The sequence below is a fragment of the Paenibacillus durus genome (assembly GCF_000756615.1).
Lineage (GTDB): Bacteria > Bacillota > Bacilli > Paenibacillales > Paenibacillaceae > Paenibacillus_AQ > Paenibacillus_AQ durus.
Genome location: NZ_CP009288.1, coordinates 3,403,498 through 3,424,145 on the forward strand (window position 1 = coordinate 3,403,498; position 20,648 = coordinate 3,424,145).

The window sequence follows — 20,648 nt, forward strand, 5'->3', positions numbered from 1 at the left end:
TTTATTCTCCTTTGCCCGATCTGTTATTGCCGGGAAAAATATAGGTTCGGCCGCCGCTTTGCCGGGCCGTGACGGGCACTTCAAAAAAACGGCTGAGCGTCTCTCCGTTCAGCATGTGAGACGTTGTGCCGGAATCAAATACCCGGCCTTTCCTGAAGAGCAGCGTGTGGCTGAAGACGGGCAGAATTTCCTCCGTATGATGGGTGACATAAATGAGCGAAGGCGCATTCTCGCTCAGGGTCAGCTCTTCAATGCTCTCCAACAGCCGTTCCCGGGCAAATAAATCCAGGCCGTTGCACGGTTCATCCAGGATCAGAATTTTCGGCTCGGCCATCAGGGCGCGGGCGATCAGCAGCTTCTGCTTCTCCCCCTGTGAACAGGTACGGTACTCCCGGTCCCACAAATGCCCGCAGCCGAGCTTTTCCATTAAAGCCCACGCCCGCTCAAAATCCTCTTCTGGCGCATTGGCGTACAGTCCGATCGAGGCATGCTTTCCGCTGATGACGACTAGCTGCGTCCGGTCTGATCCGTGCAGCTTCTCCTGAAGGGAAGAGCTGACCCAGCCGATGGACTTGCGGAGTTCCCGCAGATCAGTCTCGCCGAACCGCTCGCCGAGCACATAAATTTCCCCTTCGGTCGGCCAGATATAACCGTTGATCATGTTCAGCAGCGTCGTTTTACCTGAACCGTTCAGTCCCATCAGCGCCCAATTTTGCCCTTTTTCAATGCTCCAGTTTACCTCGTCCAGCAGCGTCTGCGTTCCCCTTTTCCACGAGACATTGCTTACTTTCAAAATGCTGTCCATTCCTCTGCAACCTCTTTTCTATTCTCGAGATAATCACATCTGATTAACGTATTGTAAACAATCCCAAGTAAAAATGTCATTGTGAAAATTGCTCGATTCATCTGCAATTATTGCTATCATGCTATAATGAGACGGGGTGAACGCTAATGAAAATGCAAGTTGTGACGGAGAACATCGAGCTGTGCAGATTGGAAGAACATTACGAAGAAACTCCCCATGTTCATCAGAACTGGGTACAGCTGACCTTTGCCGTCCGCGGCGGCTCCTCCGACATTAGCCGTGGCGCATCCGGGTTCATTCCGGAGGGAGAAGGAATCATCCATCAACCGATGCAGGAGCATCAAATCCGGGTGGATAAAGGAAACCGCGCAATCGTGATCAAAGTACGCCCTTCGCTGTGGGAGACTTTGCGGGTTAGAGAAGCCGATTGTATCGCTGTGGAGCAGGTCATCAACCCCCTGGAACTAAACGCGGAGTTCAATCGCTGGATTTCCCCGCTATTTATGACTGATGGGGATGATCGATGCTGGCGGAGTCTTACGGAGGCCAATGTGCTGCAATATCTTACACGCAATCTGAAAAGAGGGGCCTGTCCGGAAACGACTCACCCGTGTCTTCCTGAACTTTCCAGTACGGGAGATCCATACATGGATCGCGTATTTGAATACATACACCGCTCTTATACATCACCTATTCGCATTGATTTATTGTCGTCAATGGCTCTCCAGAGCCGATATCATTTTATCCGTTCCTTCAAAGCGGCGACCGGATTCACGCCTTATCAGTACATTCTTCGTTTGCGGATCCAGCGCGCCAAGTATGAGCTCGAATATACCGAAGCTACGATTTCCGCGATCAGCGCGGGCCTCGGCTTTGCTTCAGCCAGCCAATTTTATCGCGCATTTGTCAAAATCACCGGCAAGGCTCCGGAACAATACCGCCTGGAACGATAGATGGGCTGAATCGGCTGACGATGGGACTCAGCTTCCAGGCGCCCCCCTTTCAAGCCCCTTTCATTCCTCTTACAAACCCAAAGAGGCGCGGCCCCGTTGTCTTGAACGGCGGCCGCGCCTCCTGAATTTTAGTGCTTTCCCGGATTGTATTATTTACCGGTTCAAACGGTAACCCCCGTGAAACACGGGGCCGACATACTTGTTGAAAGCGTAGCCTGCGCGGATCGCCGCCGTAACGAAGTCCTTCGCCTTGGCGACGGCTTCACGTGCGCTCAAGCCGGTTGCGAGACCTGCCGTAATCGCAGCGGCGAAGGTGCAGCCCGCACCGTGATTGTGCGCCGGCTCGATTTTATCCGTCTCGAATACCGTATACTCGTCTCCGTTATAGAACAGGTCCACCGCCTTGTCTCCGCCAAGCGCTTTACCGCCCTTGATAACAACCGTCTGCGCTCCCTGTCGATGAATAACCGCGGCGGCCTCTTTCATTTCGTCCAGCGTTGAGATCTTGCCTATGTCGGACAGCACACCCGCCTCGAACAGGTTCGGCGTAATGACCGTAGCGAGCGGCAGCAGCAGCTCACGGATCGCCTCGGCGCTCTCGGGACTCAGCACCTCGTCCTCGCCTTTGCAGACCATGACAGGATCAATAACCACATTGCCCTGATGGTTGTTCTTTATTGCCTGTTCCGCCACCTGGACAATCTCCACGCTGCCGAGCATGCCCGTCTTCAGGGCGTCTACCGGTCCCCCGGCGAAGACCGTCTTGAGTTGCTCCGCGACCAGTTCGGCGCTGACGGGATACACATGATGATGCCAGCCGTTATCCGGGTCCATCGTTACGATCGTTGTCAACGCGCTGAAACCATAGGTTCCATATTCCTGAAAGGTCTTCAGATCCGCTTGGATTCCCGCGCCGCCGCTCGAATCGCTCCCGGCAATGGTCAATGTCTTCACTATTCTGCTCAATGCCAACTATCCCTTCTGAACTTTGTTGTTATATGGTTACTCTCCCGAAAAGCTGGTTTCTTTCATGATAACATCATGCGCGCCGCCCTCGACGAGACTGGTTGCAGAAACAAGAGTGATTCTGGCGTTTTGCTGCAATTCATCGATTGATTTCGCGCCGCAGTTAGACATCGTCGACTTGATCTTGCTGATCGTCTTGTCCAGATTCTCTTTGAGACTTCCCGCGTAAGGCACGTACGAATCAACGCCTTCTTCAAAGACCAGCCCCGACTTTCCGCCGGTATCATATCTTTGCCAGTTCCGCGCCCGGTTGGAGCCTTCCCCCCAGAACTCTTTGACAAAGTTGTTTCCAACTTTCAGCTTCTTGGTCGGACTCTCGTCGAACCGGGCGAAATACCGGCCCATCATGACGAAGTCGGCGCCCATCGCGAGCGAAAGCGTGATATGGTAATCGTGAACAATCCCCCCGTCCGAGCAGATTGGCACGTAAATTCCTGTTTCTTTATAATACTGCTCCCTTGCCTCCGCAACCTCGATAAGCGACGACGCCTGTCCTCTGCCGATTCCCTTTTGCTCCCGGGTGATACAGATCGATCCGCCGCCGATGCCTACCTTCACAAAGTCGGCGCCTGATTCGACAAGATACAGAAAGCCTTCCTTGTCTACAACGTTCCCTGCTCCGATCTTGACATTGAAATTCTCTTTGACGTAAGCGATGGTGTCACGCTGCCACTCCGTATACCCGTCCGACGCGTCAATCACCAGGATATCGGCGCCCGCTTCTACGAGGAGCGGCACCCGCTCTTCATAGTCCTTCGTGTTGATGCCGGCCCCGACGATATAGCTCTTATTGCTGTCCATCAGCGCCAGCGGGTTTTCTTTATGAGCGTCGTAATCTTTACGGAATACTAGACTTTCCAGCCGCTGCTCTCCGTCCACGATCGGCAGACAGTTCAGCTTGTGCTCCCAGATCATGTCATTGGCTTCGGGAAGGTTGATTCCGGACTTTCCGACAATCAGGGAAGAGAACGGCGTCATGAATTCACTTACCGGTTTGTCCAGCGGATCACGGCTGATTCTGTAATCCCGGCCGGTTACGATTCCCAGCAGCTTGCCTGTCGGCGAACCGTCATTGGTAATGGCGATTGTGGAATGTCCCGTCTCCGCTTTCAGTTCAAGCACATCTTTCAAGGTATGATCCGGGGTCAAGTTCGAGCGGCTCACGACAAACCCGGATTTGTACTCCTTTACCTTACGGACCATGGCCGCCTGGTCTTCCGGGGATTGGGAACCGAAAATGAACGAAATGCCTCCGCAGCGGGCTAGTGCAATCCCCATTTGATCATCGGAGACGGACTGCATCACCGCCGACGAGAACGGGATATTCAAGGAAATGTCCGGCTGCTCGCCCTTTTTAAATTTGGTAATCGGTGTTTTGAGGTCCACATTTGCAGGTGTACAATCCTTAGTCGTCAAGTTTGGGATCAACAGAAATTCGCTGAACGTCCGGGAAGGTTCCGGGTAATAGTAGGCCACCTTTTTTCCACTCCTTGTCTAAAATTCCTCACATCATAACGTCAACTAATCCATTTGTCAATGCAAAATGTGTGAGCGTGTCATTCGTCTGTGATCCATCACATTACGCCAAAAAAGCACGGACTCCCGGATATTCTCCGGGGAGCCGTGCTTGGCAAGATTTATGGCCGGCAACTTCCATCCGGAATCGCCGGCCTTCCTATCATTTGCTCGGCTCATGAGCCGGCAAGCTTGTTGATCATGCTGGCGCAGTACGCGCCGCCGTAGCCGTTGTCGATGTTGACCACGCTGACTCCGCTGGCACAGCTGTTCAACATGGACAGCAGCGCCGACAGCCCGCCGAAATTGGCCCCGTAGCCGATGCTCGTCGGGACGGCGATGACGGGTTTGTCGGTGAGGCCGCCCATGACGCTGGCCAGTGCGCCTTCCATCCCGGCGACAACCACGACGACCTTGGCTCCCCGAATCACGCTGAGCCTGTCGAACAGCCGGTGAATCCCGGCAACCCCTACGTCGGTGATCTTCTCTACACGGTTCCCAAGGATGAGGGCCGTTTCGACGGCTTCCTCGACAACCGGAAGGTCGGAGGTTCCAGCCGAGACAATCGCGATGTAACTGTCGGTCAGCTCCACCGGTCTGCGGCGGACGGTGATCGTCCGCCCGATCGGATTGTACTCCGCTTCGGGACAGATGGCCTTTACCGCTTCATACATCTCGGCGCTTGCCCGGGTGCCCAGAATGTTGTTGTCTCTCGTGAGCATGTATTCGACGATTTGCCGTACCTGTTCCACCGTCTTCCCGGCGCAATAGATGACCTCCGGAGCACCGGTTCTCACTTCCCGGTGATTGTCAATCAGCGCGAACCCGAGGTCTTTGAAAGGCAGCTCCTTAAGATCTTCCAGGGCTTCTTCCACTTTGATCTCGCCATTTTGCACGGAGGTGAGCAGCTTCCGAAGCGCTTCATTATCCATGCCGCTTCACCCCGTGACGCCGATGGCGGCGTTCAGGCTGCCCGTCCGGTAACCCGCCAGGTCAAGGGAGACATAGCGGAAGCCGAATTCCTTCAGCTTTTCCGAGATCCGGTCCATAAGCTCCTCGTCGAACAGCCTGCTGCGGTCGCTCCGGCCCACCTCGATGCGGGCCAAATCGTCGTGACAGCGGACCCGGATGGCGCGGAAGCCAAGGTCCATCAAATATTTTTCCGCCCGTTCGATCTTCTCGAAATCCTCAATGCGCAGTTCGCTGTCATACGGGATACGCGTTAACAGGCAGGCATACGGCGGCTTATCCCAGGTGGGCAGCCCCAGCTCCCGGGACAGGCTGCGGATCTCCGCCTTGGTCAGCTTACAGTCGAGCAGCGGGCTCTTGACTCCCAGCTCGGCGAGCGCCTTCAGCCCCGGCCGGTAGTCATGGATGTCGTCAAAGTTAGTGCCGTCGATAACATAGCGGTACCCGCCCTTCCCGGCCAGTTCCTTGATCATGCTGAACACTGCGGTTTTGCACAGGTAGCAGCGGTTATCAGGGTTATATCTGATTTCGTCAATTAAGGGCGCCTCGATAATCTCGTAATCGACGCCGAGCTCCCGTACAAGCTCCTTGGCCTCTTCGATTTCCCATTTGGGAATGTAAGGGGAAAGAATCGTGACGGCCTTCAGCCGGTCGCCTAGCGCTTCCTTGGCCGCGCGCAGCAGGAAGGTGCTGTCCACCCCGCCGGAGAAAGCAAGCACCACCCGGTCAAGCTGCTTCAAATAATCGAGAAGGGCCTCATATTTCGGGTTGCGATTCATCCAAATTCACCTCATAACTGGTATAAATTTCGCGGTAAATCTTCGAGATCGGCACGCCGTTTGCCAGCGCCAGCCTTTTACAGTCTTCGTATTCGGGCTTATATTTGACAAGCTTTCCTTCATAATAGGAGTTCTTGATCGTTACCTCGCCGTACCGGGTGCTGTGCTTAACGAAGCTGCGCTCCAGCATGGCTTTGCCGACCGGGAATTTGCGTACGCCAAGGGATGTCGTCTCCTTGAAAATAACCTCCAGCACGTCCTTCTCCCGCTTCGGACCGACAAGCACGCTCAGCTTAACGGCGGGGCGGCCCTTTTTCATGATGATCGGAGTCTTGAATACATCGGAAGCGCCATGGGCAAAAAGCTGCTCCTCCACGTAGCTGTACAACTCGGGGTTCATATCGTCGATGTTCGTTTCCAGCAGAATCGGTCCGGCTGCGGCGCTTTCCTTCTTATCCTCCATCCGGCCCAGGTAGACCCTCAGCACGTTAGGGATCTCCAGATCCCGGTTGCCGAGTCCATAACCGACCGCCTCCATCACAAAATCGGGCTTGTCGGTAAACTCATCCACCACCGCGGCCAGAATCGCAGCTCCCGTAGGCGTCGTCGTCTCGAACGGAACGAGACCGGCCTTCAACGGAATGCCTTTCAGAATCTCGACGGTCGCCGGCGCAGGCACCGGAATCAGCCCGTGAGCGCAGCGGACAAAGCCGCCGCCCACCTGAACCGGAGAGGCCAGGATTTTATCCACTTGAAGATAGTCGAGGCAGATGGCGGCTCCAACGATATCCACAATGGAATCTACCGCACCCACCTCATGAAAATGGACCTCCTCCAGCGGCTTGCCGTGAACCTTTGCTTCCGCGAGGGCAACCTGCATGAAGATTTTCATGCTGAGCTCCTTTACCCGGTCAGGCAGCGAACTGGCCCCGATGATCCGCTCAATATCCCCGATATTGCGGTGATGATGGCCGTGAGGGTGATCGTGGCTATGTTCATGCCTATGGGTATGGCCTTGCTCATGATGATTGTGCCCCTGGAATTGAGGATGCTCATGGGCGTGATTCTGCTCGTGTACATGCTCATGTCCGTGCACATGGTTATGTTCGTGTCCTCCATGTGCATGCTCGTGTACGTGAACATGTTCATGCTCGTGCCCATGGCTATGTTCGTGTCCATGTTCATGCTCGTGCCCATGGTTATGTTCGTGTTCGTGCGCATGTCCAGACCCTTGGTGCGGACCATGATGATCCCCCGTCAGCCGAACATCCACTTTAATGCCGCTGATTCCTTTTTTGAGCGCCTTGGCGATAGTAACTTCAAATTCGCCGTTCAGGTTCAGCTTGGCGATCTCCCGAAGGAAGTAATCGGGATCGACCCCGGCATCAAGAAGCGCGCCCAGGTTCATATCTCCGCTGATGCCCGCAAAACAATCGTAATAGAGAATGTTCACCGGTTTACTCTCCTTTCTGTCCAGGTTATATTGCAAGTAATTTAAAATTGAATGATGCATGTCGATGCATAGCTGTTCGCGGGTTAAGCGAACACCTCCGCTACATGCTTAAGCTCTTCGATGATAGGCAGGTTCTGCGGGCAATGCTCCTCGCAGGTGCCGCATTCAACACATTGGGATGCCCGTTCTTTCTCGGAAATCCGGGCATTATAGGTTTCCTTCAACATCTTCTTCTGGAAGTCGTTATCGAGTAAATAATACTCGTTCACATAGGTGAAATTGCCCGGAATGTTCACTCCGGCCGGACAAGGCATGCAGTAGGCGCAGCCGGTGCAGCTGACTCGCGTCTGGCGGAAAACGTTCCGCGCTTCATTCACAACATCCAGCTCCTTCTTGCTTAAAGAACCGGAATACGCTTCGTTTGCAATCTTCAGGTTTTCCTCTACCTGCTCCATGGTACTCATGCCGCTTAAGGTGACCGCCACGTCAGGGTTGTTCCACACCCACCGCAGCGCCCATTCGGCGGGCGTCCGCTTGATATCGGCCTTATCGAAGGCAGCCTGCACGCCGTCCGGAATGTCGCGAACCAGCCTGCCGCCCCGCAGCGGTTCCATGACGGCGATGCCGATGCCTTTGGCCGCAGCGTATTCCAGACCTTCGATTCCGGCTTGGAAGTATTCGTCCAGATAATTGTACTGCACCTGACAGAAGGTCCAGTCATAGGCATCGACAATTTCTTTGAACACCGGCAGTTCGTCGTGGAACGAGAATCCGGGGTAACGGATTCGTCCGTCTTTCACGGCCGAATCGAGGAACTCTCCGATGCCGAGTTCTTTAACCGTCTTCCAGGTTCCGGCGTTGAGCGCATGCACCAGATAGAAGTCGATGTGGTCGGTTTCCAGACGCTCCAGTTGTTCGTTCAGATAGCGGTCCATATCCTCCCGGGTCTGAATCAGCCAACTGGGCAGCTTGGTGGCGATATTCACTTTGTCGCGGTATCCATTCTTAAGCGCCCGGGCGACGAAAGGTTCACTCTCCCCAGGTCCCCCCATGCCGTCTCCATGATATGGATAAGCGGTGTCCACGTAATTGATCCCGTTGTCGATCCCGTAACGCAGCATCGCGATCGCTTTGTCATCGTTGATATTGCGGGCGTTGCCGTCAATTACGGGAAGCCGCATGCATCCAAAGCCCAGAACGGAGACCATCTCGTTTGTCTTGCCATATTTGCGGTACAACATGGATAATTCCTCCTAAACAAAATAGTGATATTTTTCACATATAATGCCGCGCGATCACACTTTTTCCGCCGCTTGTTCCCTTTCACGGACCAAATTTTCATACCATTCCGTCTTGTGCGTGATTTTCTCCAAAAACGAGTTCATTTCCTCCACCTTCCGCTCCGTCGAGCGCTTGTGGTCTTGCAGAATTTGCAGACGTTCCCTCATGGTGTGGTCGCCCTTGAAAGCCAGCTCGGCAAAATGCTTGACCTTGGCCACAGGCATTTCGGTGTCCCGCAAGCAGCGGATAAAATACAGCCAATCCAGATCCTCCGGCTCAAACAGCCGATTTCCCCGCTCATCCCGTTTAAGCGCCCTCAAGAGTCCCTCCTGCTCGTAATACCTTAGGGTATGGACGGTAAGACCCGTCTGTTCGGCAGCTTCCTTGATGGTTAAGGCCATCCGCGCATCCTCCTTTCCGCTTCCGGACTCGATTTCGTTTTCATCATACACCTTCGAGTGCACTTGAAGTCAACAATGGATTTCAAGTTCTGTAAAATGAGTGAGTATGTTCCATTCCACAAAAAAACGGCCTCAACAGACGAAAAATGTCTGTGAAGCCGCCCGTATTCAAGGTTATACTCCTGTTTTTTCCCGTTCCACGACCTCGATCTTGTCCCTGCCGCCATAGAAATCCCACCAGGGGACCGCGGCCTTCGACAAAATTTCACCCAGACGGATCATCCGCCGCACGCCCTCATCCTTCAGCCATGCCCGCAGCGCTTCCGCTCCATGCTTCCCGTAGATCTCGACGCCGTCCTGCCAGGTTGCCCGTCCGCACAGCACGCCCGAGAAAGGGACCCCGGCTTCTCCGGCCAGCTCCAGTGTCTCCATGAACGTTTCATTGGTGACGCCTGCGCTCAAATAAATGAACGGTACGCTCGTCAGACCCGCCGTAGCCTTGAAATGCGCTATCGCCTCTTCGCGTGTATACACGGCTTCGCCGCCCGCGTTGGCCCGGGTGCCCGCCACGTACTTCAGGTTAATCGGAACCTCCACTTTCAGCACGTCAATCTTGTATTGCGGCTGGGTGAATTCCCGCATGTATTTTTTCACCTTTTCCGGCTTGGCTTTGGCAAATTCCGCGCTGGCGGAGTCCTTGAGGGTATCGCTGTAGGTGACGGCCTCGAAGAAAAACGGGATACCGACGGACTCGCATTCCGCGCCGACCCGTTCAATGAAGGCATGCTTAATCGTGTTGATCTTCTCGTCGTCGTCCGGGTCGTAATACATCAGAATTTTGACGGCGTCGGCGCCCTTCTCCGCATACCGACGGACCGACCATTCCGGCAGAAGATCGGGCAGCCGTCCTTTTTCCGTGGCATCATAGCCGGTTTCTTCATAAGCGATCAGCAGGCCGGTATCCTTATGCCGGACCGCCGCCGCATCCCAGCCGTATTCCGGGTCGAGCAGAATGGCGCTAGAGTATGGCGTCAGCTCTTCGGAAACCAATCGTTTGAATTCGGCGACATGCCGTGCATCGGCTTCGCCTCCAAGCGCGCGCCCAAGCGATTTTCTAAGCGATCCCCGCTGATCAATCGCCGTCGCCACAAAGAGCCCCCTGTCATCGGACAGCTTAAGCAGACGGTCGTATTTTCCTTTGGATATTCTCACACTCATCTGTTATTCCTCCTTCATCTCCTAATATGGCCCAACAGTTGCCCCGCTATTTCGTATTTAACCGTCAGGATGGAGATCAACCAGGAAACTATAAATCCCGGGTGGAGAACAGACGCAAAGAGATAAGGTAAGAAACTGCGATAAATACGATGTAGACGGCACCTCCGACCAGCCATTTTTCGAAACCCATATCCGGACTTTCCTGAATAAAGGTCTTCAAACCCGGAATTCCGTTAATGATGTCTCCCAAATTGGCTGAGCCGAAGATAACGACCATAAAAAATACGGTATTTACATATTGGGATCCCTTGGGTCCGAGCCAGTAGTAAAGGGGCAGGTAAATCGAGGCGATCAGCGGTACCAGCAAAATAGAGACCCCCATTTCCCTCCAGCTTATATTCAGACCTTCATATCCCAACTGCGGCAGCACCTGAGACATTACTAGAGTAAATGCAACGCCAATCAGGGTAAAGGGCAGAACCGATACATATTTGGAGGCCACGATCAAGCTGCGGTGTACCGGAAGACTGAGCGAGAATCTGATATTCACATTTCGGACATCCTGCAGGCAGGTGGTAAGAAGCATCATCATAGCGGGCATTGTTACAAGCAGACTCAACCCGAACGGCGCGCTTCCCGTATTCATAATGGTCATAAAAATGAGATAGACCAACAAGAATAACAGATAATTACGGGACAGCATAAAATCTTTGCGGATCAAGGAAACGAGATTAGACATGAGCCTTGCCTCCTTTTACAGTGAAATACATAATGTCTTCGAGCGTCGGCGCCTCCAGCAGCGCACTTCCCTGAAAGACCTTTTCCGCTTCCCGCCGGTCCGGCGCCAAGGCTTCAAACCCGTGAGCCCCTTCCCTTACCCCGACAAAATACTTCAGTACATCCTTGTCCAGCAGCTCGCGCCCGCCCTTGACCAGCACATACCGTTCCAGCACTTCATCCTTATTGTCGTTGAAGACGACTTTCCCCCGGTTCATGAAGACAATATAGTCCGCGATCCGGTCCAGATCCGTCGTATTGTGAGTCGAGAAGATGATCGACTTGTTCTCATCCATAATCTGCTCCCCGAGTAAATCCAGCAGCTCCCTGCGGAAGACGGGATCAAGGCCTGCGGTCGGTTCGTCCATGAGCAGCAGGTCTGCATCGTGAGACAGTGCCACCGCAAGCGAGAATTTCATCTTCATCCCTCTCGACAGGTCTTTGATCTTGGACTTTTCAGATAGCTCGAACAGGTCCAGATACCGGGTAAAGGCCGTATGATCCCAATGCTGATAAAAGGGGGCAATCATTTTTCTCATATTCCGGATCGTCATATTCTCATAGAAATAATTCTCATCCGAGACGTACCCGATGCGTTCCTTTAGGCCCGGATTATCCGCAAGAGTGCTGCCGAAGATTCGAACCTCCCCTGCGCTTGGACGCACCATATCCATCATAATTTTGATCAGCGTACTCTTTCCGGCGCCGTTGGGTCCGATCAATCCGGTGATAAACCCTTTTTTCACCTCGAACTGCACCTGACTCAGCGCAAAACGTTCAAAAGACTTCGAAACTCCCCGAATCTCAACTACATTGCTCATTCCTGCTCCTCCTTAAGCGTCCTGAATATGTCAACCATTTCCGCAAACCCGATCCCAAGCAGCCTGCTTTCTTCCATCACTTCTTTCATTTTCTCCTCCAAGAGCCGATATCGCTGTTCACGGATATACTGCTGATTCATGCCGGACACAAAGGAACCTTTTCCTACGAGCGAGTCCACCAGCCCTTCCCGCTCTAATTCCTCGTATGCGCGCTTTGTCGTAATGACGCTGATCTGCAAATCCTTGGCCAATTGACGGATCGAAGGCAGCGGGTCCCCCGCGGCAAGCTCGCCCTGCAAAATCAACTGCCGGATCTGGCTTACAATCTGCGCATAAATCGGTTCTCCCGATGAGTTGGACAAAATAATGTTCATCCTTCACCTCATTCCGCTGCAATGTAATTAATGTATATATATTATATATACAATATATCCATTCTTGTCAACGATCTTCCCCACTTTTTTCTACAATTGAGCTTCAAGAAGTCAAAAAAGCACACCCTGCGCTTATGGCAGAATGTGCTTTAATCGACTGGTATCTTCGCTGTCCCTTGATAGGCAAAGTCCTCTTCGCCGTGGCCTGGCCGCAGGATGCTACCGTTCCCGCAAGCCCGCCTTACTCGTAGGAGCTTTGCTCGTTTTCCTTATAGCCTTTGTCTCTGCGCAGCATCTCCTTGCGCCGGTCCATCTGCTCTTGCTCCATCTGATTAGCCTCATGGGAGGTCGGCGCCGTCTTCTCCAAATCTTTTACCGTGTTGATCAAATTTTTGTCGGGACTCATCGCAATCCTCTCCTTAACCATTCTTTAATACCTTGAATAGTGTTTCGGTCAGGAAGGAAAATTATGCATGATCGCGATAGGAAGCTTCATTAATTGGTGCTCAGCGACAGGCCGATGATCTCCGACCGGCTGGCGAGACGGATGGGCGGACCCCAGGTTCCGTATCCTGAAGAAACAATAACATGCAGATTCTCTTTATTCAGATAGCCCCAGTCCAGCTCGAACAGGCGTCTGGTAATCCAGTGGATGGGCGCGATTTGTCCCCGGTGCGTATGCCCCGAGAGAAGCACATCGACGCCGGCCCTGGCGGCGGCCTCAAATCCGGTTGGCTGGTGATCCATCATGATAACGGGACGCGTCATATCCAGTCCTTCCAGCAGGGAGGCGACACTCTTGCGGCCTTCGGTGTCCATGCTCTCTGCCGCTTTGTCTTTCCTGCCCACAATGTACACTCCAGCGGTCTCGGCTACCTCGTCCTGAAGCACGCGTATGCCGACTTCGTTCATTAAATCCGTATATTTCTTGATGTCCTTGCCGTAATATTCATGATTGCCCAGCACGGCGAACACGCCGTAACGCGCCTTCAGCTTGCCAAGCTGCTCGCTCATCCGGTGGCGGACGAACGGCTCCACGCTGTCATCAAGCACATCCCCGGCCAGTAAAACAATGTCCGGCTCCATCGCATTCATCCGGTCGACCATTTTCTTCAAATGACGGTTGCCGACAATATCGCCAAGATGAAGGTCGGATGCGACGGCGATCGTTAGCTCTCTCTCAAACTGCTTGGGAAGCCCAAGCGTGTGAACGCGGAGCACCGTGCTCCACGCATTCCGGGAGCCCCATACGATAAAAATCGCCAGCAGCGCCACAATTACCGCACCCGCTTCGGAAATATACCCCGAAATATCGGTGCCGGCAAGGGATAAAATCCAGTAGAACAGATCAGCCACGGGCAATAGAATGATAGCAAACTGCATCAGAGCCAGATAATACGAGCCGATGACCTTGAGAAATCGGGCGAGCGGCCTAAAGACAGACGGCAGCGGAGTTCTGCAAATAATAAAAGCGAGAGCGATGACCCAAAAGACCGGCCAGAACACTCCCGGGCTCGTCCCGGGAAGCCAATTCTGTATAAGCAGCCACGCATGGTAGCCGATATAGAAATTGACCAGGCTGAGCAGCAGTACGCCTCCAGCAATGGAAAGGACCAATCTTATTCTCTTCATTCCTATGTCTCCTTTGGTTATATTTCTCTATACGGCAATGGCAAAATGTCATCCTTTATTATAATACTAAATGCATTTGTGCCCAATATTACGTGTGACTCCACGGTTTGTAAACATCCAAAATAAAGGAAGCCGCTCCTCTTTCCCGCAGGAGAGAAGAACGGCTTCCCATGTCTTGCTGCCAAAGCAGTTAAGTTAAAATATGTCCGCCTTCTGTGTGAAGGACAGTTCCGGTCACAAAACCATTTTGCAGCAGGTAGAGTACGCTTTGTGCGACATCCTCCGCTTTGCCCACCCGTTTAACCAGGAGTTTGCCTGCTACCGCAGCGTAGAAATCATTGCGCGCGTCTTCAGCCATTTTGCTGCGTGAAGGCGTATCGATAATACCCGGCGACACGATATTCACACGGATTGGAGCAAGTTCCAAAGCCAAGGTCTGGCCGAGACTCGACACCGCAGCGTTGACCGCGCCCAATACAGACGATCCAACCATCGATTTATAGGCGACTACGCCGGAGAATAAGGTAATTGAACCGTTCGCTGCAATGTTCGGCGCCCCATATTTAGCCGCATAGTATTGACCCCAAAATTTGTTCTCGAACAACTGACGGGCTTGAGCCGTATCCGTGTGAAGGAAGGACCCACCGGATGTTTCCGCGGCGCTGACAACTAGGTGATCGAACTTGCCGATTTTTTCAAAAAAAGCTTGCACCTGCTGTTCATCCGTCGTATCCAGCGTATATGCCGCCGCTTTGGCTCCCAGTTGCTCTTTCGCCTTCTGCAGTTTGTCTTCCGAGCGGCTGGCAATGATCACTTCTGCTCCATGAGCAATTGCTTGTTTAGCCGTCTCCAGGCCAATGCCGGAGCTTCCGCCGATAATTACGATTTTTTGATTTTGCAGCACGAGAATTCCTCCTATTTTGTGGGATGTATTAGAAATTCAGCACTTCATTTAGATGCGCACCCAGTTCGGATACGAATTTGTCCAGCTTTGGATTTTTGATGACATCGTAGCAAGCGTAGCTCTTTAAAGGCTGCATGCCGAGGAATTCCTGTACACGGTGCAAATGAGCGATTGCTCCTTCCAAGCTGTCTCCTTTAAAGAACTGCGTCGGGTCGTTAAATGCTTTTTCCGGGGCATTCCAGGTTGTCGAGAACATATATTTCTTGCCGGTTAATAACCCGCCTCTTCCATATTCGTCCGCACCCTTGAAAAATACGCCGTATTCATACACTTCATCCATATATGTTTTGAGCAGCCCGGGTACACTGAACCAATAGATGGGGGTTTGGTAAATGACAACATCCGCCCAAATAAATTTCTTATGCTCCTCTTGGGTGCTGTATCCGTTTTGAATCGTTGTAGTTTGCACTTGATTCTTTTCACTTAAAAGACTCACCATGCTATCCACCAATGTCTGATTCAATTTCCCCTCTGCTGAACCATATTTTTGGTGACCGTTAATGATAAGTATATTTTTCATTTTCTCCATCTCCTTATGGGTATATCTGATCACAACGATATTATATATGCAGTAAATTCATTTATGGAAGTAGTGATATTTAATTCATATAGTTTCCGAAAGTATATTATTGTGGTATGATAAGCTATATCAAGTCAAAAATATTTTTGGGAGGATGCTTCGATGAGTAAAATCGAACCGATCGTTCTGACCAAAGGAACACCGGGTGAGCCTTGCCCCATTGCCAAAACACTGGACGTCATTGGGACGAAATGGACCTTTTTAATTATTCGGGATCTGCTTATCGAAGGGACGATGCGTTTCAGCGACCTGTTGAGATCCATGGATGGAATTAGTCCGAAGACATTGTCGCTCCGTCTTAAAGAACTGGAGGATCATGGGGTATTGGAAAGAACGGTATTTCCGGAGGTTCCTCCGCGCGTCGAATATACGTTAACGGAGAAAGGGAAACGGCTTGAGGGGATTTTTATTGAATTAAAAAGATTCGGATTAAATTTGTAAAAAAATAAGCCAACCGGAAGTTTCCGGCTGACCCCAATAAAAAAGACGGCAGTTCAGGACGGAATTCCTGCCCTGCTGCCGCTTTTAAAAAATCGCAACTATGTACTCAAGAAAATCTACGCTTTCGCACGCTGTTCGGCCATGTAATCCCCAATCAGCTTGTCGCATTTGTTAATATGGGTAATCAGCCAGTCCGTCAACGTGCGGTTAAGCTTGATCGTAGTCAGAACGGAAACGCCTTTGGTCTTAACCGCCTCTTCCAGCTCAAGAACAGTCTTGACGAAATCGGCATGCTCCTTCTGATGCTCGGCTAATTCCGGAAAATGGATGTCGTTCATTAATCCTTCTTCACTGCCGAAATGCTCAATGGTGTAGTCCTTCAAAAATTTAAGTGTCTCTTCGATCTTCTCGTGCCCTTGCTGGTTCGAGCAGGCATCAAAGAACTCGTTCAGCTTGACCAGCAGCTGCCTGTGCTGACAATCTATTTTCTCTACTCCAATTTCGTACGATTCCCGCCAAGCTATCATTTCCGCATCGCTTCCTTCTTCCATAAAATTCAAATTATTATTCTCTTCATTTTCTCTTTTTCGACTGGAAAAAACAGTTAACAACATCACATGACAATATAAAGTCTGATTACTCAGGCCTCAATAGCCGCAGCCGATTTACGCATATTTGCCACTCTAATAGCCAGCAGCGAGGCGAAGAGGCACAGAAAACCTGCGGTAACGAAAGGAACCGTGTAACTGCCGAGCCACTGTCTCATCACTCCGGCGCCATAAGCGGCCGCCGAAGCGCCAAGCTGGTGAGCGACCAGAATCCAGCCGAATACCATCCCCGCTTTTTCTCTTCCGAAATGATCGGCGGTAATTTTGACGGTCGGGGGTACGGTTGCAATCCAGTCCAGCCCGTAGAACACGGCAAACACCAGCATAAGCGTGTAACCACCGTCCAGCGCGTAGGGCAGGAAGATAAGCGACAATCCCCGAAGGCCATAATACCAGAACAGCAGCCATCTGCTGTCAAAACGGTCGGACAGCCAGCCCGACAGCGTCGTACCGATCATATCGAACATCCCCATCAGAGCGAGGAGCCCCGCAGCCGTTACAACCGGGATGTTAAAGTCGCCGCAAGCCGGGATCAGATGCGTGCCGATAAGGCCGTTGGTCGAGAAGCCGCAGAAGAAAAAAGTGCCTGCCAGCAGCCAAAACGTGCCGCTCTTCACCGCATCCTTCAGCGCAAGCAGCGGAGCGAGAAATAAATTTCCATGGAACGGCGCAGGCGGTACAATCTCCGTCTCTCCCAGCGGAGGAACACCGGCATTGTAAGGATGATCCTTCATCCAAATCGCCACTATCGGAATCAGCACGATCAGAACCGTAATAGTCGTGTAAATGGAAAACCGCCAGCCGAGGACAACCGAGATCTTCGCCAAAAGAGGCAGGAACAGCAGCTGACCCGTCGCCGCGCTGGCTGTAAGCATACCGACAACAAGCCCTCTGTGCTTCACGAACCAACGGCCCGCCACCGTAACGCCCAGCACATTAGCGAGTGCCCCGGTGGCCAGGCCTATGACAACTCCCCAAAGCGCAATGAACTGCCAGAGTTCCGTCATAAACGACGTTAACGCAAGGCTGATTGTCAGCAAACTCAACGTCAGCAGCATGATGCGGCGAACGCCAAAGCGGGCCATCAGCGCAGCGGAGAAAGGTCCCATCAGCCCGTACAAAAATATGCGGATCGACAATGCGCCGGACACCGCAGAGCGGCTCCAGCCGAACTCTTTTTCAAACTGCAGCATCAATACGCTAGGAATCGAACTAATGCCTGCCGATACCAGTAATACGAAAAAAACGATCGAAACCACAGTCCACCCATAATACCACCGGGGAGCTTTATTTATTAACTGCATCCCTTCACTCCTATCCTTGTCTCTATCTCTATCATTGCTTATATAGCATATAATCTATGTTCCTACAATTACCATGGCAGAGGCTTGCCCATATAGTAGAACTGTCCGTTCGGTCCGTCGGCATCAATGGTTGCCAGGGCCACAGCCGTCTTGGCGCCTTCTTCTACCGGGATTTCCGCATTGGCTCCCCCCATGTCCGTTTGTACCAGTCCGGGATGCACTGAATTTACTTTCAGTGCGGTGCTCTCCAGCTTCTGCGCCCAATAAGCGGTCAGCATGTTCAGTGCCGCCTTGGATGCGGCATATGCCGGATCTCCGAGCTTACGTACCGTTTCATCGGTATGCATTAAGGTAATGGAGCCGATCGCACTGCTCTGGTTCACGATGCGTCCCGCCTCGCTCTTCAGCAGCAGCGGAAGCAGCGATTCTGTGAGTAAGAACGGAGCAAACGTATTGACCTCAAAGGTCTGACGGAAAGCGTCCAGATTTCCTCCAGAAGAACGGAGCACGATGCCTGCATTATTGATCAGGATATCCAGCTTGCCATAGCGCCGGTCTATCCATTCGGCCAGCGCTGCAATGTCGTCCTTGTTCGTAACTTCCAACTGAACGCCGACCGCATCAATGCCCGCAGCTGACAACGGCTTCGCCGCAGCTTCCGCCGAGGAGAGCGTGCGGGCGCCCATCAGAACGGTGATGCCTAGCGCGCCCAGTTGTTTGGATATTTCCAGTCCGAGACCTCTATTAGCACCGGTAACCAAAGCGATTTTTTGAGTCATTGTTATTCCTCCTGATCATTTTTTAAGAATGTTCATTCTTTAATTAGGCAAAAAAAATTAAAATATAGCTGAAAGTGCGACTTTATATACATCCTGTAACGTTTTGGGGTCAGTTGTCGTCTTGGCCACGATATGCACTCCCTGCTTCACACAGACTAGGAAACGCGACAGCTCGCGGAGATTACGCTTCCCTTTCAGCCCGCCTTCCTTCTGCGCGCGGAGCAGGAAGCTGTAGAAGCGGTTCTCCATATCGAGCAGACTTGCCTCCACCCTGCTCGCCACCTTGGGGTCGAAGGGCGCCAGCTCGACGGCCGTATTGGCAATTAAGCAGCCGCGCCGTTCTTTTGTGTTGTCCATAGATCTTTCGATTAGCCGCTCGAAAAAGGCGGCAAGCTGGTCCTTCGGATTGCCGGGCTCCTCCAACACCGCAAACAGTTTTCCCGCTGAATGATGCCGGAACCGGTCAAGCGCGGCCAGAAACAAATCATTCTTATCCCCGAACGTTTCATACAAGCTGCCTCTGTGTACTCCGGTATGCTCGCATAAATCCTGAATTGATGTTTTTTCAAAGCCTTTGCTCCAAAACAGTTCCATTGCTTTATCCAATACTGTTTCTTCATCGAACTCCCGAGGTCTCGCCATCATCACTCCTCCTCTCTGAATCCATCTTAATTATTTAAGAACGTACAGTCAAGTATTATTTTGAAAATTTGCATTTGTTAGTTGACAATATGCCTTATTAACAATGGTGCTCACCCGGTTCAAGCTTCCGGATTGGGGCTTGCGGCGGTTAAGTCACGTGCCGTGTCGATTATGGCCGCTCTAGTGGTGCAGGAGCTGCTGACTCAGGACGGTAAGTTCATCCCGCTGACAAGCCAATACGGAGCTGTTCGCAGCAGTTCCTGCTTTTCTCGTCTCCATTTCAACACGCAGCATGCTCGAAGCAGTGACAGTGGCATTGTGTCGCTGATGCTGCTGCATCTGGTGCTTTAAGTGGTCAGCAGCGGTTTAAGCTCGGTAATCACTGCCTGAAGCTGGGACGAGCACTGCTCGTACAGCTTTTTGGTGTCCTTGTTATTAGAGGACAGTCCGAACAGTTCCAGGTCGGCTTCGCATTTTTTCAGCAGGGCGTACAGCTCCGGCTTCTCCTGCGGCTGAGGGACTTGAGCATTATCTGCATACAAATCGACAGTCAGCTCCCCGTAGGCATCGACTTGGCCCAAGAAAATATCCTGCAGGTTAAGCTGCTGCTGCTCAAGCTCATCCAGCAGCCACTTTGGAGTCTTCCCCATCATATCGAGCGCTTCAGGCATCAATTTTCCGTCCATAATGACGGCTTGGGTTTCTTTCTCCGGGGCTACCTTAATTCCCAGATGCTTCGGAGTGAGCGGCTGATTCTCGCGGGTCAGCAGCACATTGACCTGTCCGCTTGACTCCATAAGCGCAAACTCCACATCGGCCACCTTGAACACGTCTTTGCTCCGCAGCAGTTCCAGAAGCTCATCCGTTGTTAGGCGCTCTTTTTTCATATTCTCTTCCAAGATCTTGCCGTCCTTGATCAGTACAGTCGATTTAAAGTCAATAAAGTCTCTGGCCCTCTTGCTCTTGAGCTGCAGAAATTCGATTCCAAAGGAAATGGCGATCCATACCAGAATCGCGATCATGCCCAGATGCCAGTTCTTATCCGTATCCAGCGAGATATAGGCTGCCAAGCTGCCAAGCGTAATCCCCGTAATATATTCGAAAAAAGAAAGCTGGGACACCTGTCTTTTGCCAAGTATCTTCGTTAACAGAAAAAGTACGACCACCGCGAAAATGGTCCGAAAAATAACCTCCAGCCAAGTCGGCATTTCAGCGTCCTCCTCATTGTTTCTTGGTATTCTTAACAAGTTCATTATTTCTCGAGGCTTCCGAAACTATGCGAAAATGTTCCTTTTGCGTAACCGTCCTGACAAAAATCCAATCGGT

The 20,648-nt window shown here is 52.0% G+C and carries 24 protein-coding genes; 3 read left to right on the plus strand and 21 right to left on the minus strand.

Going from position 1 to position 20,648, the window contains the following annotated elements; genetic code table 11:
• Position 1: 1 nt before the first annotated feature.
• On the minus strand, positions 2 to 805 hold the full coding sequence (locus PDUR_RS14335) for an ABC transporter ATP-binding protein (protein ID WP_042206865.1): 804 nt from the start codon (positions 803 to 805) through the stop codon (positions 2 to 4).
• Between the two features lie 146 nt (positions 806 to 951).
• Here PDUR_RS14335 and PDUR_RS14340 point away from each other — a divergent pair, with 146 nt between their 5' ends.
• A complete protein-coding gene (locus tag PDUR_RS14340; protein WP_042206866.1) occupies positions 952 to 1,758 on the plus strand; it encodes a helix-turn-helix domain-containing protein in 807 nt (268 codons plus the stop codon).
• A gap of 153 nt (positions 1,759 to 1,911) precedes the next feature.
• Here the strand turns inward: PDUR_RS14340 and thiD are convergent, their stop codons facing one another.
• The 15 genes from thiD to PDUR_RS14410 all read right to left on the minus strand — a co-directional run bounded on the left by thiD (position 1,912) and on the right by PDUR_RS14410 (position 15,488).
• Positions 1,912 to 2,724, minus strand: a complete 813-nt coding sequence (gene thiD, locus PDUR_RS14345; protein WP_042206867.1) for a bifunctional hydroxymethylpyrimidine kinase/phosphomethylpyrimidine kinase — start codon at positions 2,722 to 2,724, stop codon at positions 1,912 to 1,914.
• A 36-nt stretch (positions 2,725 to 2,760) separates the two neighbouring features.
• Entirely contained in the window at positions 2,761 to 4,260 is a 1,500-nt protein-coding gene (locus PDUR_RS14350) for an IMP dehydrogenase (RefSeq protein WP_042206868.1), read from the minus strand.
• A 215-nt stretch (positions 4,261 to 4,475) separates the two neighbouring features.
• Positions 4,476 to 5,231, minus strand: coding sequence for a nickel pincer cofactor biosynthesis protein LarB (gene larB / locus PDUR_RS14355; RefSeq protein ID WP_042206869.1), 756 nt, complete (start codon positions 5,229 to 5,231; stop codon positions 4,476 to 4,478).
• A 6-nt stretch (positions 5,232 to 5,237) separates the two neighbouring features.
• Positions 5,238 to 6,047, minus strand: a complete 810-nt coding sequence (gene larE / locus PDUR_RS14360) for an ATP-dependent sacrificial sulfur transferase LarE (RefSeq protein WP_042206870.1) — start codon at positions 6,045 to 6,047, stop codon at positions 5,238 to 5,240.
• Complete coding sequence (larC, locus tag PDUR_RS14365; RefSeq protein ID WP_042206871.1) at positions 6,025 to 7,500, minus strand: nickel pincer cofactor biosynthesis protein LarC; 1,476 nt, start codon at positions 7,498 to 7,500, stop codon at positions 6,025 to 6,027. Before larC ends, larE begins: the two co-directional genes overlap by 23 nt.
• Positions 7,501 to 7,583: 83 nt before the next feature.
• The gene (locus PDUR_RS14370) at positions 7,584 to 8,741 is read right to left on the minus strand and encodes an aldo/keto reductase (RefSeq protein WP_042206872.1); all 1,158 of its coding nucleotides are present in this window, start codon (positions 8,739 to 8,741) and stop codon (positions 7,584 to 7,586) included.
• Positions 8,742 to 8,795: 54 nt separating this feature from the next.
• Positions 8,796 to 9,182 (minus strand): MerR family transcriptional regulator, encoded by a 387-nt coding sequence (locus PDUR_RS14375; RefSeq protein ID WP_042206873.1) that lies wholly within the window; start codon positions 9,180 to 9,182, stop codon positions 8,796 to 8,798.
• A 174-nt stretch (positions 9,183 to 9,356) separates the two neighbouring features.
• Positions 9,357 to 10,400 carry a tagatose 1,6-diphosphate aldolase gene (locus PDUR_RS14380; protein ID WP_042206874.1) on the minus strand — a complete coding sequence of 348 codons (1,044 nt, stop codon included), beginning with the start codon at positions 10,398 to 10,400 and terminating at the stop codon, positions 9,357 to 9,359.
• Between the two features lie 88 nt (positions 10,401 to 10,488).
• Positions 10,489 to 11,139 carry an ABC-2 transporter permease gene (locus PDUR_RS14385; RefSeq protein WP_042206875.1) on the minus strand — a complete coding sequence of 217 codons (651 nt, stop codon included), beginning with the start codon at positions 11,137 to 11,139 and terminating at the stop codon, positions 10,489 to 10,491.
• Positions 11,132 to 11,998 carry an ABC transporter ATP-binding protein gene (locus PDUR_RS14390; protein ID WP_042206876.1) on the minus strand — a complete coding sequence of 289 codons (867 nt, stop codon included), beginning with the start codon at positions 11,996 to 11,998 and terminating at the stop codon, positions 11,132 to 11,134. Before PDUR_RS14390 ends, PDUR_RS14385 begins: the two co-directional genes overlap by 8 nt.
• Positions 11,995 to 12,372, minus strand: a complete 378-nt coding sequence (locus tag PDUR_RS14395; protein ID WP_042206877.1) for a GntR family transcriptional regulator — start codon at positions 12,370 to 12,372, stop codon at positions 11,995 to 11,997. Before PDUR_RS14395 ends, PDUR_RS14390 begins: the two co-directional genes overlap by 4 nt.
• Before the next feature lie 241 nt (positions 12,373 to 12,613).
• Positions 12,614 to 12,778, minus strand: a complete 165-nt coding sequence (locus tag PDUR_RS29170) for a hypothetical protein (RefSeq protein WP_169733343.1) — start codon at positions 12,776 to 12,778, stop codon at positions 12,614 to 12,616.
• An 89-nt stretch (positions 12,779 to 12,867) separates the two neighbouring features.
• Positions 12,868 to 14,004: a metallophosphoesterase gene (locus PDUR_RS14400; RefSeq protein WP_042206878.1), complete on the minus strand. Its 1,137-nt coding sequence runs from the start codon at positions 14,002 to 14,004 to the stop codon at positions 12,868 to 12,870.
• A gap of 190 nt (positions 14,005 to 14,194) precedes the next feature.
• Positions 14,195 to 14,908 carry an SDR family oxidoreductase gene (locus PDUR_RS14405; protein ID WP_042206879.1) on the minus strand — a complete coding sequence of 238 codons (714 nt, stop codon included), beginning with the start codon at positions 14,906 to 14,908 and terminating at the stop codon, positions 14,195 to 14,197.
• Positions 14,909 to 14,936: 28 nt separating this feature from the next.
• Positions 14,937 to 15,488, minus strand: a complete 552-nt coding sequence (locus PDUR_RS14410; protein WP_042206880.1) for an NAD(P)H-dependent oxidoreductase — start codon at positions 15,486 to 15,488, stop codon at positions 14,937 to 14,939.
• A gap of 162 nt (positions 15,489 to 15,650) precedes the next feature.
• Between PDUR_RS14410 and PDUR_RS14415 the strand changes: the two genes are divergently transcribed.
• A complete protein-coding gene (locus PDUR_RS14415; protein ID WP_042206881.1) occupies positions 15,651 to 15,989 on the plus strand; it encodes a winged helix-turn-helix transcriptional regulator in 339 nt (112 codons plus the stop codon).
• Positions 15,990 to 16,105: 116 nt separating this feature from the next.
• Here PDUR_RS14415 and PDUR_RS14420 read toward each other — a convergent pair whose 3' ends face one another.
• From PDUR_RS14420 to PDUR_RS14435, 4 genes are all read right to left on the minus strand, one after another.
• Entirely contained in the window at positions 16,106 to 16,540 is a 435-nt protein-coding gene (locus tag PDUR_RS14420) for a bacteriohemerythrin (RefSeq protein WP_233277573.1), read from the minus strand.
• 89 nt (positions 16,541 to 16,629) lie between these two features.
• Positions 16,630 to 17,901 carry an MFS transporter gene (locus PDUR_RS14425; RefSeq protein WP_081949529.1) on the minus strand — a complete coding sequence of 424 codons (1,272 nt, stop codon included), beginning with the start codon at positions 17,899 to 17,901 and terminating at the stop codon, positions 16,630 to 16,632.
• A 68-nt stretch (positions 17,902 to 17,969) separates the two neighbouring features.
• Positions 17,970 to 18,680: an SDR family oxidoreductase gene (locus PDUR_RS14430; RefSeq protein ID WP_042206882.1), complete on the minus strand. Its 711-nt coding sequence runs from the start codon at positions 18,678 to 18,680 to the stop codon at positions 17,970 to 17,972.
• 57 nt (positions 18,681 to 18,737) lie between these two features.
• Positions 18,738 to 19,325, minus strand: coding sequence for a TetR/AcrR family transcriptional regulator (locus PDUR_RS14435; RefSeq protein WP_081949530.1), 588 nt, complete (start codon positions 19,323 to 19,325; stop codon positions 18,738 to 18,740).
• 78 nt (positions 19,326 to 19,403) lie between these two features.
• Between PDUR_RS14435 and PDUR_RS14440 the strand changes: the two genes are divergently transcribed.
• Positions 19,404 to 19,673 carry a hypothetical protein gene (locus PDUR_RS14440; RefSeq protein ID WP_156130468.1) on the plus strand — a complete coding sequence of 90 codons (270 nt, stop codon included), beginning with the start codon at positions 19,404 to 19,406 and terminating at the stop codon, positions 19,671 to 19,673.
• On the opposite strand, the gene PDUR_RS14445 is transcribed toward PDUR_RS14440, so the two are convergent.
• Positions 19,670 to 20,530, minus strand: coding sequence for a DUF421 domain-containing protein (locus PDUR_RS14445; RefSeq protein ID WP_042206885.1), 861 nt, complete (start codon positions 20,528 to 20,530; stop codon positions 19,670 to 19,672). The two genes, PDUR_RS14440 and PDUR_RS14445, sit on opposite strands and share 4 nt — an antisense overlap.
• Positions 20,531 to 20,648: the final 118 nt, after the last annotated feature.

Bases quoted from the DNA above. Each gene is read 5' to 3' on its own strand.
- PDUR_RS14335 (WP_042206865.1), bottom strand. From the start codon at position 805: ATGGACAGCATTTTGAAAGTAAGCAATGTCTCGTGGAAAAGGGGAACG.
- PDUR_RS14340 (WP_042206866.1), top strand. From the start codon at position 952: ATGAAAATGCAAGTTGTGACGGAGAACATCGAGCTGTGCAGATTGGAA.
- larB (WP_042206869.1), bottom strand. From the start codon at position 5,231: ATGGATAATGAAGCGCTTCGGAAGCTGCTCACCTCCGTGCAAAATGGC.
- larE (WP_042206870.1), bottom strand. From the start codon at position 6,047: ATGAATCGCAACCCGAAATATGAGGCCCTTCTCGATTATTTGAAGCAG.
- PDUR_RS14370 (WP_042206872.1), bottom strand. From the start codon at position 8,741: ATGTTGTACCGCAAATATGGCAAGACAAACGAGATGGTCTCCGTTCTG.
- PDUR_RS14375 (WP_042206873.1), bottom strand. From the start codon at position 9,182: ATGGCCTTAACCATCAAGGAAGCTGCCGAACAGACGGGTCTTACCGTC.
- PDUR_RS14380 (WP_042206874.1), bottom strand. From the start codon at position 10,400: ATGAGTGTGAGAATATCCAAAGGAAAATACGACCGTCTGCTTAAGCTG.
- PDUR_RS14385 (WP_042206875.1), bottom strand. From the start codon at position 11,139: ATGTCTAATCTCGTTTCCTTGATCCGCAAAGATTTTATGCTGTCCCGT.
- PDUR_RS14390 (WP_042206876.1), bottom strand. From the start codon at position 11,998: ATGAGCAATGTAGTTGAGATTCGGGGAGTTTCGAAGTCTTTTGAACGT.
- PDUR_RS14395 (WP_042206877.1), bottom strand. From the start codon at position 12,372: ATGAACATTATTTTGTCCAACTCATCGGGAGAACCGATTTATGCGCAG.
- PDUR_RS29170 (WP_169733343.1), bottom strand. From the start codon at position 12,778: ATGAGTCCCGACAAAAATTTGATCAACACGGTAAAAGATTTGGAGAAG.
- PDUR_RS14400 (WP_042206878.1), bottom strand. From the start codon at position 14,004: ATGAAGAGAATAAGATTGGTCCTTTCCATTGCTGGAGGCGTACTGCTG.
- PDUR_RS14410 (WP_042206880.1), bottom strand. From the start codon at position 15,488: ATGAAAAATATACTTATCATTAACGGTCACCAAAAATATGGTTCAGCA.
- PDUR_RS14415 (WP_042206881.1), top strand. From the start codon at position 15,651: ATGAGTAAAATCGAACCGATCGTTCTGACCAAAGGAACACCGGGTGAG.
- PDUR_RS14420 (WP_233277573.1), bottom strand. From the start codon at position 16,540: ATGGAAGAAGGAAGCGATGCGGAAATGATAGCTTGGCGGGAATCGTAC.
- PDUR_RS14425 (WP_081949529.1), bottom strand. From the start codon at position 17,901: ATGCAGTTAATAAATAAAGCTCCCCGGTGGTATTATGGGTGGACTGTG.
- PDUR_RS14430 (WP_042206882.1), bottom strand. From the start codon at position 18,680: ATGACTCAAAAAATCGCTTTGGTTACCGGTGCTAATAGAGGTCTCGGA.
- PDUR_RS14435 (WP_081949530.1), bottom strand. From the start codon at position 19,325: ATGATGGCGAGACCTCGGGAGTTCGATGAAGAAACAGTATTGGATAAA.
- PDUR_RS14445 (WP_042206885.1), bottom strand. From the start codon at position 20,530: ATGCCGACTTGGCTGGAGGTTATTTTTCGGACCATTTTCGCGGTGGTC.